This window comes from Anaerohalosphaera lusitana (genome assembly GCF_002007645.1).
GTDB classification, from domain to species: domain Bacteria; phylum Planctomycetota; class Phycisphaerae; order Sedimentisphaerales; family Anaerohalosphaeraceae; genus Anaerohalosphaera; species Anaerohalosphaera lusitana.
The window spans coordinates 4,220,738-4,236,535 of sequence record NZ_CP019791.1 but is presented as its reverse complement, the minus strand read 5'-3'; the positions used below and the strand labels follow the sequence as shown (position 1 = coordinate 4,236,535).

13 protein-coding genes are annotated in these 15,798 nt (G+C 46.1%); 11 read left to right on the top strand and 2 right to left on the bottom strand.

Going from position 1 to position 15,798, the window contains the following annotated elements; translation table 11 throughout:
• Positions 1-250: 250 nt before the first annotated feature.
• The 11 genes from STSP2_RS17160 to STSP2_RS17105 are packed head-to-tail and all read left to right on the top strand — an operon-like array spanning position 251 to position 13,537.
• The gene (locus STSP2_RS17160) at positions 251-1,546 is read left to right on the top strand and encodes a UDP-glucose dehydrogenase family protein (RefSeq protein ID WP_146663937.1); all 1,296 of its coding nucleotides are present in this window, start codon (positions 251-253) and stop codon (positions 1,544-1,546) included.
• A 1-nt stretch (position 1,547) separates the two neighbouring features.
• A complete protein-coding gene (locus STSP2_RS17155; protein ID WP_146663936.1) occupies positions 1,548-2,504 on the top strand; it encodes a GDP-mannose 4,6-dehydratase in 957 nt (318 codons plus the stop codon).
• Positions 2,505-2,527: 23 nt separating this feature from the next.
• On the top strand, positions 2,528-3,955 hold the full coding sequence (locus STSP2_RS17145; RefSeq protein ID WP_169853318.1) for a nucleotide sugar dehydrogenase: 1,428 nt from the start codon (positions 2,528-2,530) through the stop codon (positions 3,953-3,955).
• A gap of 7 nt (positions 3,956-3,962) precedes the next feature.
• Positions 3,963-5,273 carry a putative glycoside hydrolase gene (locus STSP2_RS17140; RefSeq protein ID WP_146663933.1) on the top strand — a complete coding sequence of 437 codons (1,311 nt, stop codon included), beginning with the start codon at positions 3,963-3,965 and terminating at the stop codon, positions 5,271-5,273.
• Positions 5,270-6,826 carry an oligosaccharide flippase family protein gene (locus STSP2_RS17135; RefSeq protein WP_146663932.1) on the top strand — a complete coding sequence of 519 codons (1,557 nt, stop codon included), beginning with the start codon at positions 5,270-5,272 and terminating at the stop codon, positions 6,824-6,826. Before STSP2_RS17140 ends, STSP2_RS17135 begins: the two co-directional genes overlap by 4 nt.
• 47 nt (positions 6,827-6,873) lie before the next feature.
• Positions 6,874-8,370, top strand: coding sequence for an O-antigen polysaccharide polymerase Wzy (gene wzy, locus STSP2_RS17130; RefSeq protein ID WP_146663931.1), 1,497 nt, complete (start codon positions 6,874-6,876; stop codon positions 8,368-8,370).
• 10 nt (positions 8,371-8,380) lie between these two features.
• Positions 8,381-9,502: a glycosyltransferase gene (locus tag STSP2_RS17125; RefSeq protein ID WP_146663930.1), complete on the top strand. Its 1,122-nt coding sequence runs from the start codon at positions 8,381-8,383 to the stop codon at positions 9,500-9,502.
• Positions 9,503-9,514: 12 nt separating this feature from the next.
• Complete coding sequence (locus STSP2_RS17120; protein ID WP_146663929.1) at positions 9,515-10,699, top strand: glycosyltransferase; 1,185 nt, start codon at positions 9,515-9,517, stop codon at positions 10,697-10,699.
• Between the two features lie 9 nt (positions 10,700-10,708).
• Positions 10,709-11,758, top strand: a complete 1,050-nt coding sequence (locus tag STSP2_RS17115) for a hypothetical protein (protein WP_146663928.1) — start codon at positions 10,709-10,711, stop codon at positions 11,756-11,758.
• Positions 11,755-12,936 (top strand): glycosyltransferase family 4 protein, encoded by a 1,182-nt coding sequence (locus tag STSP2_RS17110; RefSeq protein ID WP_146663927.1) that lies wholly within the window; start codon positions 11,755-11,757, stop codon positions 12,934-12,936. Before STSP2_RS17115 ends, STSP2_RS17110 begins: the two co-directional genes overlap by 4 nt.
• A 4-nt stretch (positions 12,937-12,940) precedes the next feature.
• Positions 12,941-13,537: a GNAT family N-acetyltransferase gene (locus STSP2_RS17105; protein ID WP_169853315.1), complete on the top strand. Its 597-nt coding sequence runs from the start codon at positions 12,941-12,943 to the stop codon at positions 13,535-13,537.
• A gap of 59 nt (positions 13,538-13,596) precedes the next feature.
• Here the strand turns inward: STSP2_RS17105 and STSP2_RS17100 are convergent, their stop codons facing one another.
• On the bottom strand, positions 13,597-14,745 hold the full coding sequence (locus STSP2_RS17100) for a glycosyltransferase family 4 protein (protein WP_146663925.1): 1,149 nt from the start codon (positions 14,743-14,745) through the stop codon (positions 13,597-13,599).
• Positions 14,746-14,784: 39 nt separating this feature from the next.
• Positions 14,785-15,768 (bottom strand): ATP-grasp domain-containing protein, encoded by a 984-nt coding sequence (locus STSP2_RS17095; RefSeq protein ID WP_146663924.1) that lies wholly within the window; start codon positions 15,766-15,768, stop codon positions 14,785-14,787.
• Between the last annotated feature and the right edge of the window lie 30 nt (positions 15,769-15,798).

Here is a 15,798-nt window from a genome sequence, read left to right as displayed (position 1 = left end):
AATCCAATAATTGCCAAACATAAGTTGTTAAAGTATATAAACTTGCGGCCGATTTTGCCGATATAGTCAAATAACCGCTGTATTTAGCGGTATCTGAGTGCGGAAGTCATTCACCGCATGTAAAATGATGTAGAAGCTGTTTTGAAACAGCTTGTAGTAATCTCACAGGGGTTGAGGGCGCCCCACAGGGACGGAGTCCATCAAGGCGAGGCCCGATAATGTCGCCCTTTACGCAAGAGGAAAGCAGCAAATGAAAGTAGCAGCAGTAGGAGTCGGTTATGTTGGTCTGGTCGCAGCGGCATGTCTTGCCGACGCGGGCAATGATGTAATGTGCGTCGACAATGATCCGCAGAAGATCGACCTGCTCAGAGACGGCGAGATCCCGATCTATGAGCCCGGCCTTACCGAGATCGTCAAACGAAACGTGACCGCGGGCCGATTGAAATTCACGACCTCCATTAAAGAGGGCGTGGACGAATCGCTGCTGATCTTCATCGGAGTCGGCACACCCAGTGCACCCGACGGCTCTGCAGATATATCTGCCGTGCTGGAAGTGGCAGAGCAGGTTGCCGAATCGATGACCGACTACCGCATCATCGTTACAAAAAGCACCGTACCAGTCGGCACGCACAAACTGGTCAGCGAAATTATGGCAAGCAAGACCGACCACCCATTCGATTATGTCTCAAATCCAGAGTTCCTCAAAGAGGGCTCTGCGGTTGATGACTTCCTCAAACCTGACCGCGTGATCATCGGTACTGAAAACCCGGCCGTCCGCGAAATAATGAAACAGCTCTACGCACCGTTCATGCGTAAGAGCAAACGCATAATCTTCATGGATCCAGCCAGTGCGGAAATGGCCAAGTACGCGGCCAACGTCATGCTCGCAACCCGCATCTCTTTCATGAACGAGCTCAGCGGCCTTTGCGACACCTTCGATGCGGACATCGAACAGGTCCGCCGGGCAGTCGGCAGCGATTCGCGGATCGGCAGTGCTTTTCTGTTTCCGGGCGTCGGCTACGGCGGAAGCTGCTTTCCTAAAGACGTGCGGGCACTGACATACATGGGTGACCAGAAGGATTGTCCGATGACGATCGCACAGGCGGTACGCGATGCTAACTACCATCAGCAGGACAGATTTGCAGATCGTGTGCTGAACTACTTCAAAGACAAGAAGGACATCACTATCGCGGCGTGGGGGCTGGCGTTCAAGGCCAAGACGGACGACACCCGCGAATCGCCGGCAGTCCGCTGCATACAGAAATTTTTGGATGCGGGCTTCAAGGTGAACGCATACGACCCGGAAGCAAAACCTGCTGAACTCGAAGGCAGGATCAAAACGACCACCCGCAGCTATGACGCACTTGAAAACGCGGACGCACTGGTCATCTTTACCGACTGGCAAGAGTTCCGAAATCCCAACTTCGATCTGATCACCGAAATGCTCAATTCACCGGTCATCTTTGACGGCCGAAATCTTTACGACCCGTCATTCATCAAAAAGTACGGAATCGAATACCACAGCATAGGAAGGCCCACAGCTTAGCATGAATATCCTCGTAACAGGCGCAGCAGGTTTTATCGGTTCACATCTGACCGAACGGCTCCTTGCCGACGGTCATACAGTCGTCGGGCTAGACAATCTCGATCCGTTCTACGACATGGCGATCAAACGTCAGAATTTGAGCAATTTCAATCAGCACGAGAACTTCACCTTCGTGCTTGGTGACATATGCGAACCAGAAGACGTCGAACGTGCTTGCACAGAGCAAAAGCCGGACATGATCGTGCACCTTGCAGCCAAAGCGGGCGTTCGGCCGTCGATACTGGCTCCGGTTCCGTATCACCAGGTAAATGTCGAGGGCACTACTGTCATGCTCGAAGCAGCACGGCACTACAAGATCCCGAAATTCATCTTCGCTTCCAGCTCGAGTGTCTACGGCAATAATGAGAAAATTCCGTTTGCCGAAACCGATAACGTCGACTACCCGATCTCACCATACGCAGCCACCAAAAAGGCAGGCGAGCTGATCTGCTACACTTACAGTCATCTGCATGACATTGACATAACCTGCCTGCGTTTTTTTACAGCATACGGGCCGAGGCAGAGGCCGGACCTAGCGATACATAAATTCGCCCGCCTGATCCTCGATGACAAGCCCATTCCCGTCTATGGTGACGGTTCGATGAGACGCGACTACACATACATCGACGACATCATCGACGGCGTTAGAGCGGCGATGGACAGGTGCTCGGGCTACAATATTTACAATCTCGGTGAATCCCAGCCGATCCGACTTGACGAACTCATCGCCGAGCTCGAAAATGCACTCGGCAAAAAAGCGATTATCAACCGGCTCCCGCTCCAGCCAGGCGACGTCAATCAGACTTATGCTGATGTCACGAAGGCAAAGCTGGAGCTGGGCTATCATCCAACGACAGAACTGTCGGTCGGCCTTAAGCGTTTCGCCGACTGGCTCAAAAATACAAACACTACGGAATAGGATTTTCGGAGAAAGGTACGTAAATGGCCGCTAAAAAGAAGACCACTAAGAAAGCCGCGAAAAAGACCGCTAAGAAGAAGACAACAAAGAAGGCTGTAAAGAAAACAGCCAAAAAAACAACACGGAAAAAGGCTGCTAAAAAGAAAACCACCTCGGCCAAGAAGAGTGACGTGCCGCTGGTCGGTATTGTCGGCATGGGTTATGTAGGTCTTCCCCTGGCACGTGAGTTTTGTCTGGGCGGAGCGAAGGTGCTCGGCTTCGACGTTAATCCTAAGACCGTAAGCAATCTCAACAAGGGCAAGAGTCCGCTCAAGCACATCCCATCCAGCGATGTCAAGGAGATGGTCGATACCAAAAACTTCAAGGTCACCGAGAAGATGAATCAGCTCGGCAAGCCTGACGCTTTGCTGATCGCTGTTCCGACTCCGCTGACTGAGAATCGTGAGCCAGATATGCAGTTCGTCGAGAAGACCTGCGAAACGATCAGCAAGTATCTTCGCAAGGGTCAGCTCGTCGTACTTGAAAGCACTACCTATCCGGGTACGACAAAAGAACTGATGCTTCCGATCCTCGAAAAGTCGGGCCTCAAGGCCGGCCGAGATTTCCACCTGGCGTATTCTCCCGAACGTGAGGATCCGGGCAACAAGAGCTTCCGCACCGCGACGATACCGAAAGTCGTCGGGGGGTATGACAAAAAGAGTCTCGACATGGCGGTGGAGATCTACAAATACGCTATCGATACGCTCGTTCCGGTCAAGTCCTGCGAAGCCGCTGAGGCCGCGAAAATACTCGAAAATACCTACCGCTGCGTAAACATCGCAATGGTTAACGAACTCAAGATGCTTTTCGACCGTATGGGCATCGACGTGTGGGAAGTTATCCACGCTGCCAGTACGAAACCGTTCGGCTACAAGGCCTTCTACCCGGGGCCGGGGCTCGGCGGGCACTGTATTCCGATCGATCCGTTCTATTTGACGTGGAAGGCCCGGCAGTACGGCATGCCGACCCGCTTTATCGAGCTGGCAGGCGAGATCAACACCGATATGCCGCATTATGTTGTGATGCGGACGCTTGAGGCGCTGAACGACCATAAGAAGAGCCTTAAGGGCTCGAAGGTGCTCGTGCTCGGCCTGGCGTATAAGAAGGATATCGACGATGTACGCGAATCTCCGTCGCTTGAGTTGATAGAATTGCTAAGGGAAAAAGGCGCCAGGGTCGACTACAATGATCCGTATATTCCGCAGACGCACAAACAGCGGGACTATGATCTGCAGATGAAGAGCAAGAAGCTGACGCCGAAGATGCTGCAGAAATATGATGCGGTCCTGATCAGCACCGACCACAGCGAATACGACTACAACTGGGTCGTTGAGAATTCGCAACTGGTGATAGATACCAGGAATGCCACGGAAAAAGTCAGGAAGGGTCGTAAGAAGATCGTGAAGGCGTGAGGGCTTTGTGACTATAAAGAAGAAATATATTATTTTAGCGTTATTAATTAATTTTTCCGTAACATTTTCCTTTGCGGGGCCAGCTACAATTTTCTTAAAGAAAAGGGAATTGATGGTTGGTGATAGTTGGTCATCTAGGCCCTTAGCCGTGGAAGATGCTTTTCAGAATCTAGTTAAATATGATGCTATTTGGTGCGGTCAATTAATAACTAAGCACAATTATCCAGCTTGGGAGCTTTTGAGGCAAAGAAAACCAGAACAACTACTTTTGTTCTATTTCAGTAGCTTTACAGTGCAGAAGGGAAATTCTTTTGCGTCTTTTGAATATGACTATATCAACCAGTACCACCCTGATTGGCTTCTACAAAAAGAAGTTAAGCTGGAAGCTAAAAATCCGGATATGCGGATTCGCTGGAACCCGTCAGATCCTAGTCACGCTTATTATGATCGTTTCTTTATAGACGTTGCAAATCCAGCCTTTCAGGATTGGGCAGCTGATAATGTTGTTCGTCTTATTGAAGAAAATGCAGCTTCATCCAGATTTTCTTTCGATGGTCTTGCCTTGGATAATGTTCTTCTAGATGTATGGGTACACAATATTTCCAAAAGACACCCTAGTTGGAAATATGCAAACAAGGAGGAAGAATGGACAAATGGTTTTTTGGAATATCTCGGAAAATTGAAGCAGTCACTCAATAGTAATGGATACCTACTCGTAGTTAATCATACACTTGATTATGGATCAAATCGAGATGGTGTTGATTGGACTTCCATTATTGCACGCACAGACGGACTTATGGATGAAAAAGCTTTGGGAATCACCAGCAAGAAGTTTTTTAGGGAAAATAAGTGGCTCACGAGTTTACAGCATCACGAACAAATTCTGAAAAAAGGCCTCATTGATTGGTGGTATTGTCATCCGCGAGAAGATAGTAGATTTACAAAAAGAGATTTCTTGTACTTTTATTGCTCATGGATGCTTGTGAAGCAGGATGGTAGAAGCCTTTTTACTGCAAGCAGAGGCAAAAGAGGGTATGCAAATTCAACTGTTCCATGGTATTCTGAATATGAACTGGACCTTGGTTCGCCTTTAGCCCCAAAATTCAAATCAAATAATTGCTGGTTGAGAAAATTTGAGCGGGAGAGTTTAGTGGCCGTTAATCCTAATCACAGCACCGAAAGCATTGATCTGCCCAAAGATGAAACGTTTGTAGATCCTTCTACTAGCCAAATGTTCAAAGGCAGTCTTTCGCTTCCTGCACAATCAGGCAAGATACTGCTTAAGATCGGCCAAGGCGAAGGTAAGAGGCGTGAATGAACCAGCGTAATCGCCTTGTCATAAACGTTATTACCAACTACGCAACCTTCTTATTATATGGTGTAGCTAACGTTTTTCTTGTTGGCTACGTTGTCAGACAAATTGGGAAGGAGGCTTTCGGGTTAGTATCGTTAGTTCTGTCTTTGACAGTTTTTGTGGACCTTTTTGGGAGGGGCATATGCCAGGCATTAACTAAATATGTCGCTGCCGAGACCGGAAAAGAAAATTCTCGTTCTATAACAGATTATGTTACATCAAGTACCGTATGGTTTATTTTTGCTGGTATTCTAGGAGGGAGTATAGTATATGTACTTAGTTTTTTTGCAGGGGATTGGTTTGAAATACCCGGAGACCAGCTTCATACGGCAAAAATTGCCTTACAGCTAATGGCCCTCAAAGTTATTGTTTGTTTCCCATTTAGTTCTTTTCAAGGTGTCTTATGGGGTTATCAGCGGTATGACCTTACAAATCTGGCAAGATCCGTAGCGGTGCTGTTCAGAGTGCTTGGTACCGTAATTTGTTTTGAATTTTTTACTGCGGGTGTAATTCCTCTTGTTGTGGTTTCTATCTTATCATTTGTTGTCGAAAGAGTAATCTGGACCCTATCTTCAATTAAAGTGGCAGGTGGATTGCACTTTAATTTGAACAGTTTTTCTCTGCGTGCACTATATGTTTTAGCTGGATTCGGCAGTCTGATGTTGATAATTCAGATTGCTAATCTGCTTGGGTATGAGGTTGTTAAATGGGTTGTTGGAGCAGAACTGTCTGTTATCGATGTCGGGAGCTATACTATCATCGCAACAATGGTCGCATTCGTCGGTAGTTTAGTGAGATCAATCGCCAATGTGCTTGTGCCTGCTACAAGCAGGTTGGATTCTTTAAGTCAACATGATGCTAAAGTCCGATTGGCCCAAACTGCGACAAAGTATTCGATGATAGTTGCTGTGGGCTTTTGTGTTGTGCCTGTCTTCTTTTTAAAACCATTATTTTTGTATTGGTTGGGATCTGAGTATTCTGGCAGATATTTAGATTCGCTTGTTTTGGCTGCCCTTGTCTTATTGATTGGACAACTATTTATAAGCAGTGCTCTTTGTGTTTTACAAATGTTAACTGGAGTAGGAAAGGTAAAAATTCCCGCTATTGTCACATTGACTTGGGCATTAGGAGGTATTATTTCTGTATGGAGTTATTTGCACTGGATATATGCTTCTTTGTTTGCTGTAGTTGTTGGGATCACAATAGCTAGGGTTATTGGATCTATGATTCATTTGACTTATGGAATGTATGTTTTGAAGATCGACAAAAAGCTGTTTATTTCGAAATCCATTGTACGACCTGTAATAGCTGGTATTTTTGCCTGTGGTGTGGGCTGGTTATGTAGCATTTATGCGAACTTTCAGGACTGGAAAATCCTTGTTGCGTGTGTGCTATTTGTAGCAACAACATACGTATTTATGACTTGGTTATTTGTTTTTAATCATCGAGATCGCAATTTGGGAACCAAATTGGCAAACAAAGCATTTTCGAAGGTCAGTATACGAAATGCGGGATAAGCTGATCAAAAGAATTATCGATTAACCTTTAATAATTGAGAACGACAATGAATAAGTCTACTACTGAGATATTTCGCGTACAAGCCTTGACAAAAACCTCATGGCTGTACCAGTGCTGGTTGTTTTTTACAGCCTTGCTCTCTGGGGTTGTATATGGCATGTTGCATGAAAGCCCCCAGGCGACCGTTAAGTATATGGTAGCTGTTTATTATTTGATATTTGCTTTACATGTCCTCCATCGTACTAAATGCTTTCGTCAGCAAGCTAATGTGCTGTCGCCGGATATTCTTTTTAGTATTTTATATACCTTATTCCATTTGGGTTATATTACATTATATGCACTGAACATTGTACCGTATGAGAGTGATATCATTTTTTATAAGGCATCAATATCTAAGGCATTGTTTGTTATAAATTTGGGGTTTATTGGCTTTTTGTCAGGATATGAATTTGCTGCCCCAAAGATGCTTGATTTCTCCGTTTTACAGAAACCCCGGAGGATTCCTAAACAGGGCTGGTTGCTGGCGGGTGTATCTTTGATAATAACATCAATAGTAATGCATTACGGCGTTCTTTTGGTTTTAGGTTTGTCGATCTTTAAGAGCCATGGCTACACCGCTGTTCAAAATCTGGACCGATATGTCGACTCCTATTTAATAAATTTGCTTTGGAGTCAGAATGTGCATGTCATGGTACTAGGGATTACAATTTATACGGCAGCAAGTGCATTAAGATATGGTAAGCTTTTCTATTCTAAATTTGTAACTGTTTTGGTTTCGCTCTTTCTGTTTACGATAATTTTGGAGGGTAACAGAGGACCTATTTTAATGATTCTAATCCCCATACTGCTTGTACGCCACTATTTTGTTCGACCTATTTCGCTTAAAATTTTGGTTGTTTTAGCGGTATTGCTGTTGTTTGTCTTTGCTGCTATTGGTGTAGTAAGAACTATCGCATTCGAACCTGAAAAAATGATGGAGGAGCTTGAATATCAGGCACAAAGTGAACAGCTTACTTGGGCAAATCCTTTTATCGAAATGGGAGGATCTTTTCTGGTAGTCAATATCACTACTCACGAGGTTCCCGAGCGCGAACCATTTTGGCATGGGGCCTCATGGCGAGATGCCATAATTCACTTCGTACCATTCTTGTCCAGATACACGTTGGCAAGTGGCATTTCGACCTGGTCTCCTTCTGTGTGGATTACAACGACTTTTTTTGGAAAAGAAAGTGCTGGGCGTGCTTTTACTGTTGCAGCGGAGGGATACCTTAATTTTGGTTTTGTTGGTGCATTCGCCGAACTGTTTTTGTTAGGTGTTTTTGCCCGGTGGTTAACAGTTAAATTCAGTCGAAATCCTTCCATGTTTTGGGCTTTGATAATGCTTGGTTGCTTGGGGCCGATTATGATGGTTATACGTAATCATCTAGCCCTTCTGACCCATAAAATTACCTTGGTTGTGATAATAGCAATTGTTATTCAATTGTTTATTGGAGATGAACCTGTTGAGTCATATGACATGGACTTGGAATCCTATTCTTATTAGTTAGAATACCTTGATAAAAGTTCTGCATATTTTTGGGAAGATGAACCATGGTGGCGCTGAAATGCGCACGATTGAGTTGATGCCTTACCTTCGTCAAAGAGGTATCCGGCTTGATTTCTGTACTCTCAGTAATGACACCGCACCGGGGAGCTTGGACAGTCTCATAAAACAGCATGGAGGTGACGTACTTCAGTGTCCCCTGAAATTGCAGCCATGGAGTTTTCATCACAGATTAAAAAATATTCTAAAGGAAGGTAATTACGACGCTGTACATAGCCATGTGTTCATGTTCAGCGGCTATGTTGCTTTTATAGCTAAACAAGCCAATATTCGATCCCGCGTTGTGCATTTCCGAACCACTTCTGATGGTGGCAAGAAGAGAAACTTCTCGAGAAAAGGCTATAATAAAGCCATGCATTATCTAGTCGATAAATATGCCACCGATATTCTTGCGGTTTGTATAGGGGCAATGGAAGTTGGGTGGAGAGTAGACTGGCGACAGGATCCAAGATGTAAAATAGTTTACAATGGTATCGACGTTTCTAAATTTCAACGGAAGAAGGATATCTCTAGTGAAGTTAGATGTGATCTAAATCTGCCACAGCAAAGTAAGCTGGTGGTTTGTGTAGGTAGATTAATCCCCGATAAATCTCAGAACGTCCTTATTGATGCCGCACCAGAAATTCTTGGATGCAACCCAGATACTCATGTGCTTTTTGTTGGGGATGGTCCCGAGCGGTCGTCTTTGTCAGATAAGGTGGTAAGGACATCGCTGGAACAACGAATTCATTTTCTCGGTACAAGGACTGATGTTCCCGAGCTTCTGCTCGCATCTGACTGCTTTGTCTTGCCCTCAAAAAGAGAAGGCTTACCAGGGGTCGTTCTTGAAGCGTTAATGGCGAATTTACCGGTGGTTGCAACTGATCTCCCTGGCGTCAGGGAAATCCAGAATTACGCACCGCATGTAAAAATTGTACCATTTGGGGACAGCCATGCATTGGCACGAGAAGTAAGCAAGTCTTTGTGCCGAAATGAACATCTGCATATACATGACCGTTTTTATGAAGCTTTTGATCTGAAGACATGCGCTGAAAAGCTGGCTGATGTCTACGAAGAATCCTTGGAGGGTTAATTTGTGCGAGTAATGGTTGCACTGGAAAACCGATTTATACGTACTGCTAATGGTAATATCTATTCCACCACTGTCTGCGATTACGACTTTTGGAAAAGATATTTACAAGTATTTGAAAAGGTAATCGTTCTTGCTCGAGTGGCTACAAGCCCCGAAATTAGTCTTAATAAGTTGCAGGCTAATGGCCCCGGAGTAGAGTTCTTCGAATTGCCTTCGTTTATTGGGCCATGGCAATACCTAAAAAACAGGCATAGAGTAGAAAGTCTGGTTAATGCAGCGGTAGAGCAAGCTGATGCGTACATACTTCGGGTTCCTGGTACAGTTGCAACGTTGCTGTGGAAGGCGCTAATGAAAAAATCTATTTCATATGGTGTAGAAGTTGTAGGAGACCCACAAGCTTCGCTTGGGCCAGGCACGGTTAAAAGTGCAATTAGGCCGTATATAAGGTTTTTAATGACACGAAATCAAAAGTTGCAGTGCAAAGAGGCGTCGGCCGCTGCTTACGTTTCAGAAAGTTATCTTCAAAAAGATTATCCTTCCTGCGGCTGGTCAACACATTACTCGAGTATTGACCTTCCTGCTGACGCTTTTATCAGCAAGGAAGAGTTGGAAAGCAAGCGAATAGGAGGACAGCTTAGCAATAAACCTCTACGACTTTGCCATATCGGTAGTATGTCTGCACTATACAAATCCCAAGATATGTTGATTAGGGTCGTTGAGATCTGTAGAAAAAGAGGTCTTGATGTGTGCCTCCATTTACTAGGTGACGGTGCTTATCGCTCAAAATTTGAAAAAGAAGCCAGAGATCATGGTGTGAAGGACTATATCTTTTTTGATGGTAGGCTGCCTCCAGGCCAGCCCGTACTAAAATGGCTTGATCAAGGTGATATTTTTGTTCTGCCCTCGTTAACTGAAGGATTGCCAAGATCTATGATAGAAGCTATGGCTAGAGGTTTACCTTGTATCGGAACGAATGTTGGCGGTATCCCTGAGCTGTTAGATGAGGAGTACCTTGTACCACCTTCAAACTGCCATCTGTTGGCAAACAAAATTTGTAATTATGCTGAAAATCCTAATAAACTTGCGAAGATGTCTTTGGAGAATTGGCAAAAGGCGCGTGAGTATGAACATGAAAATTTGAACAAGCGTCGGATTGATTTTTATAATCATTTAAAACTGAATACTGAAAAGTACTAAAGGATGGCTATGGAATATAAAAATTATGTTGTATGTAAAGGTATTTTAGGAATACAAACGAATTCTGACTATATCGGGTGGTCATTTGGCCATCCTACTGAGTCTTCATCTGATGAGGCAATAAGTGACTGCGAAATAGTGGTTAGATTGACTATAAGTGACCTGAAAGCTGAATCTAATAGAATGTCTTCTTTACAAAAGTATCACTATTGGCGCGGCGAAGTTGGATCAGACGAGCTGTTCTATGAGCGCAATTTCCTTGCTGGCTCAAAGTTGCGAATGCATGTTTCAGGGATTAAAAGCGGGAAACCTGAAATCAAAGTAAACAAGCCATTTATTAAATATATCAAATTTCGTTTTAATAATTTGCATTCGCCTGGATATATTCTTACTGATTTAGTTTCTGTTTTACTGCTGCAGAAAGGTTTTTGCCCATTACATTGTTCTGGGTTTGCAATAAATAATTCTTCTGTTGCTGTTGTCGCACCTGGCGATACGGGCAAAACATTGACCACAATGAAGGCAGTGTTTGATTCAAAAGCGGATTATATGGCAGAAGACCTGGGCATTGTAGATGATCAAACCTTCTATGGATGTCCGTGGACTTCCACGTTTAGATACTATGATGAACTTAGTATGAGTCGTCTTTTGCGTTTTCGAATGAAAATGGTCAAAATTTTCCCGCCCGTCGAATTATTGCCCGTTCCTGGGGACCACAGGAATATCGATCACTATATCAGTACCGAACGAATAAGGCATGACAATAAGCTAACACACTTAGCTCTTTTGGCTCGTCGCCCGGGTGGTATCAAAGTCCTTGATAACGAAGAAGCTGAAAATATGTTGTTCAATTTAAATCGCTATGAATTCTGTTATATGAAAAGTCCTATGCTCATAGCATACTCATACTTCAATGATAATATTGATCTGATGGAATGTGAAAAAAAGGAGAGAGAAGTACTCTCTAAATTGGTTGAGAATGCAGAATGCTTGCTGGTGCAAAGTGAAGATCCAACTAAATTTGCAGAGCTGATTTTCGACAGAGTTGCCCCCAAATGACAAATGTAAAGAGAACCAAGCCTCAGAAACATATATGCATCCTTGCTTCTGTGCCGGTCACAATATGGAGCTTTTATAGACAATTGGTCGCTGATATGGTCTCAGATGGGACTAAGGTCACGGTAATAGCTTCTGAGGGTGAAGAATTAGGCTGGCTTTCGAATGAGTGTGGTTGTTCCACCAAGGCGGTAGAAATAAAACGTCGCATTGATGTTCTTGGTGACTTAAAATCATTTTTAAAGCTAAGTAAGTTTCTTTTCCTGGAAAAACCAGACATGATGCATGCGCATACCCCAAAGGGTGGGTTGCTTGGAATGCTATCAGCTTTTTTTGCGGGATGCAAGAAACGGATTTACACAGTGCATGGACTTCCCATGGATACCGCCACCGGTTTAAAGCGAAAGCTGTTGTGGGCCGTTGAATGGTTATCATGTAAGCTTGCAACTAAAGTTCTTGCGGTAAGCCCGAGCTTAAAAAAACGGATGATCGAAGAAAAACTATGTAATAAGGATAAGATCACCGTTTTGAATCATGGTAGTGCATGTGGCATAGATCTGTCTAGGTTTAAGCCAGACAGTGCTCGGGGGCCGGAAGTTCGCAAAAAGCTGGGAATTCCTACTTCAGCGTTTGTGATCGGCTTTGTAGGGCGAATTGTTAATGATAAAGGTGTTTCTCATCTAGTCAGGGCGTTTGAGGTCTTACAAAAGGACTTTGATGATATCTGGTTGATGCTTGTTGGTGACTTTGAAACAGTCAGAGATTCTTTAGATCCAAGAACAGCAAAGAAGATTGATGATAATGGCAATATTACTTGCTCAAATGGATTTATAAAAGATATAGTTCCATATTATGCAGCGATGGATATGTTGGCTCTACCTACAAAAAGGGAAGGTTTTGGTTTGGTTCTTATCGAAGCTGCAGCTATGAAGCTGCCGGTTGTAGCAACAAGAGTTACTGGCTGCGTGGATGCTGTTGATGAAGACGTAACTGGCAGACTTGTAGAACCTGAAAGTCTCACTGAATTGACTGAGGCCTTAAGAGATCTTTTAGAAAATTCAGATGAACGCAATCGCTTAGGGCAAAATGGATTTAGAAGGACACATGAAAAATTTGATTCAATTCAACTCGTAAAGGTGCATTTAAAGTTTTACGACCACCTCTTAAATGAAATGCGATAATTACATGAATATGCAATCGATTGCTACCACACATGCCTCACAGGTTGCAGATCTGCATATACAGGGTATAAGCACAGGCTTTATCAGTTCGCTTGGTCCGCGTTTTGTTACTGCCCTTTACGAAGCTATCGCGCAGAGTCCTGCCAGTTTCGGTATCGTAGCGGTTGAGGACGACACTGTGCTAGGTTTCGTCACCTTCACTACGGACGTCAAGGCTCTCTATAAAATCCTGCTACGCAAGCACGGACTTAAATTCGCAGTCCTTCTGGCAGGCAAAATGCTTTCCCCTTCACGCCTTAAAAAAATCTTTGAGACATTGTTCTATCCAGCCAAAGCTGAAACACGCGATCTCCCTTCAGCGGAACTGCTCTCGGTCGTGGTCTCACCCCAGGCCCGCGGCAAAGGTCTTGCCCGCAAACTCATCGAAGAAGGCCTCTCGCAGTGCCGGCAGCGTCAGATCGAAAAGGTGAAGGTTCTCGTTGCTGACCACAACAAGCCTGCCAATAAACTCTACCAAACGTGCGGCTTCGAATACGCTACCTCGGTCGACAGCCACGGCACAAAAAGCAACATCTACGTCGCCGACCTGACTGAAAACTAATCGGCCTGGCAGCAGACTTGCAAACTGCGATACTCGCCTTTTTTCTCTTTTCCCCCCCCTCACTCCTTCCTAACAGCGCCGCGCAGTCCCTCCATCTTTAAGAAGCCCTTTTTCCACACGACATATCCGCTCACCGCGAAAACCAGCACATAAACGGCCAGCGCATACCGCGTGCGTATCTGGCTCATAATCAGCCCGATCACCGCGTAGACCGCGGCCAGCACATACGACAGCGTCACGGTCTTCTGGAGCCCCAGCCCCCGGTCCATGAGCTGATCGTATAAATGTCCGCGGTCCGAAACCATCAAAGGTCGATCGTTCAAATACCGCCTCACCAGAGCTGTTGCCGTATCCAGTATCGGCAGACCGAACACGACGATCGACGCCAGCCACCAGCGGGCCGTGCTCTCTGCGAACATTATCATCAATGCCGCTACCACGAAGCCCAGCAGCATGCTACCTGCATCGCCCATGAATATCTTTGCCGGGTGTCGATTGAACGGCAAAAATCCGAGTATTCCTCCGAGTATCGCCAGGCACACGATCATTCGCACCGGATCACCTGTCTCACTGAACTCCCACGTCCCCAGGTGCACCGCCAGCAGCAGCATCGCCAGCGCAATGATCGCCGTCACACCCGCACAAAGTCCGTCAAGACCGTCCAGCAGGTTAAGCGAATTTGTCGCGCCCAGAACGAAGACGATTACGATGGGTACTGCAACCGCGACCTCAAACCAGTGCGGAAAATCCAGACCCAGCGGGCTCACCAGCGATTCCCATGCAGGCAGTATTCCCGCTGCCACCAGACCCAGCGACGCGATCAACTGACCGAACAGCTTTTTCTTAGGCGTGATATCAAAAAGATCGTCCACCACCCCCGTAAAGCACGCGATCGCTCCGCCAGCCAGTACGCCAAGCAGCCACCGCAGACAGGTCCTGAAGCACTCCTCGCCTTGTATCAGCCATATGCCTCCGATCACGCCGACCACGAACCCCACCATCATGCCGATACCGCCAAGATACGCCACGGGCTCCTTATGCGTCTTCACCGTTTCGTCGGGCCGATCCACAATGTTGAATCGAATCGCCACCTTCTTGCACAGCCATGTCGCCGCAAGGCCCGCAACCAGTGCACACACCAGAACGGGCCAGAAACGCACAGCCCAGCTCAAAGGCCTGTCATCGCCTATCGCATTGTCAAGAAACATATTATTCTCCTGTAAATGTCATCCTCGGCCGCAGCTTTTTCAAGTCTCCAGCCATACCTCTGCATCGTACCTGAGCATCACGAGCCCGTCCTTGAATCCGCCGAACTCTATCTCAGGCTCTTCTCCTCGCAGCTCCTTCAATATCCACATCGGAAAATCAGCACCCGCCTTGATCGCCAGCGGAACACCTCCGCCGAAACGGGGATTGACTTCAATCACAGCTATTCTGCCCTCAAAACTTCGTATCAACTGCAGTGTAATGACGCCGGGACCTGCTCCGAGCTTCTCGACCACATTCGCGGCCGTATCCATGATATGCCGATCCTTGACCACTTTCCCCTTGCTAACCTCGCCGCTGCGAACCTCTATCCTCATCCGAGGCACGACGCACCGCGCCTTGCCTTTCATATCCATGTACACATCGCAAGTAAACTCGTTGCCGCGAATGTACTCCTGCACGATGCAGTTCGGTATCCGGTGCGTAAACGCCTCCAGTTCGAGCCTGCTGTTGACCTTGCCGCTGCCTCTGCTTGCATATCCGTCACGCGGCTTCAAGAAACACGGAAATGCCAGGCCATTGTCGTCCTCCAGAGCCTCCTCGCTGCTCCACGTCATGGGCGTATCGATACCGTTCTCGTGCAGAAACCTGTACGTCTTCTGCTTGTCCTGGCAGATATCTATCACCTCGGGTTTTGATATCAGTACAAAGCATCCCGCCTTGGCGAACAGGTCCCTGTTCTCGGCCAGCAGCCTCAGGTCCAGATCAACCGTTGGAACCAGCAGCCTGACGCCGTTGTCGCGTACGATCTTCAGCAGTTCTTCAAGATATGGCGATTCGTCGACCCTGCTGACGAGGAATTTCTTGTCGCACATCTGCAGAGCCGGGCTCATCTGCGTCATATCGGCCCCGATAATACAGGGCTCCTGTCCCAACTCTTGCACACACGCTCTGAACCGCTCGATCAGCGAAACCCGCCTGCCCACACAGGTGAAAAGTATTGGATAAATTCCGCTTTCTGCCATTTCTTCTACGCCTTTAGATCCTGTAACCTG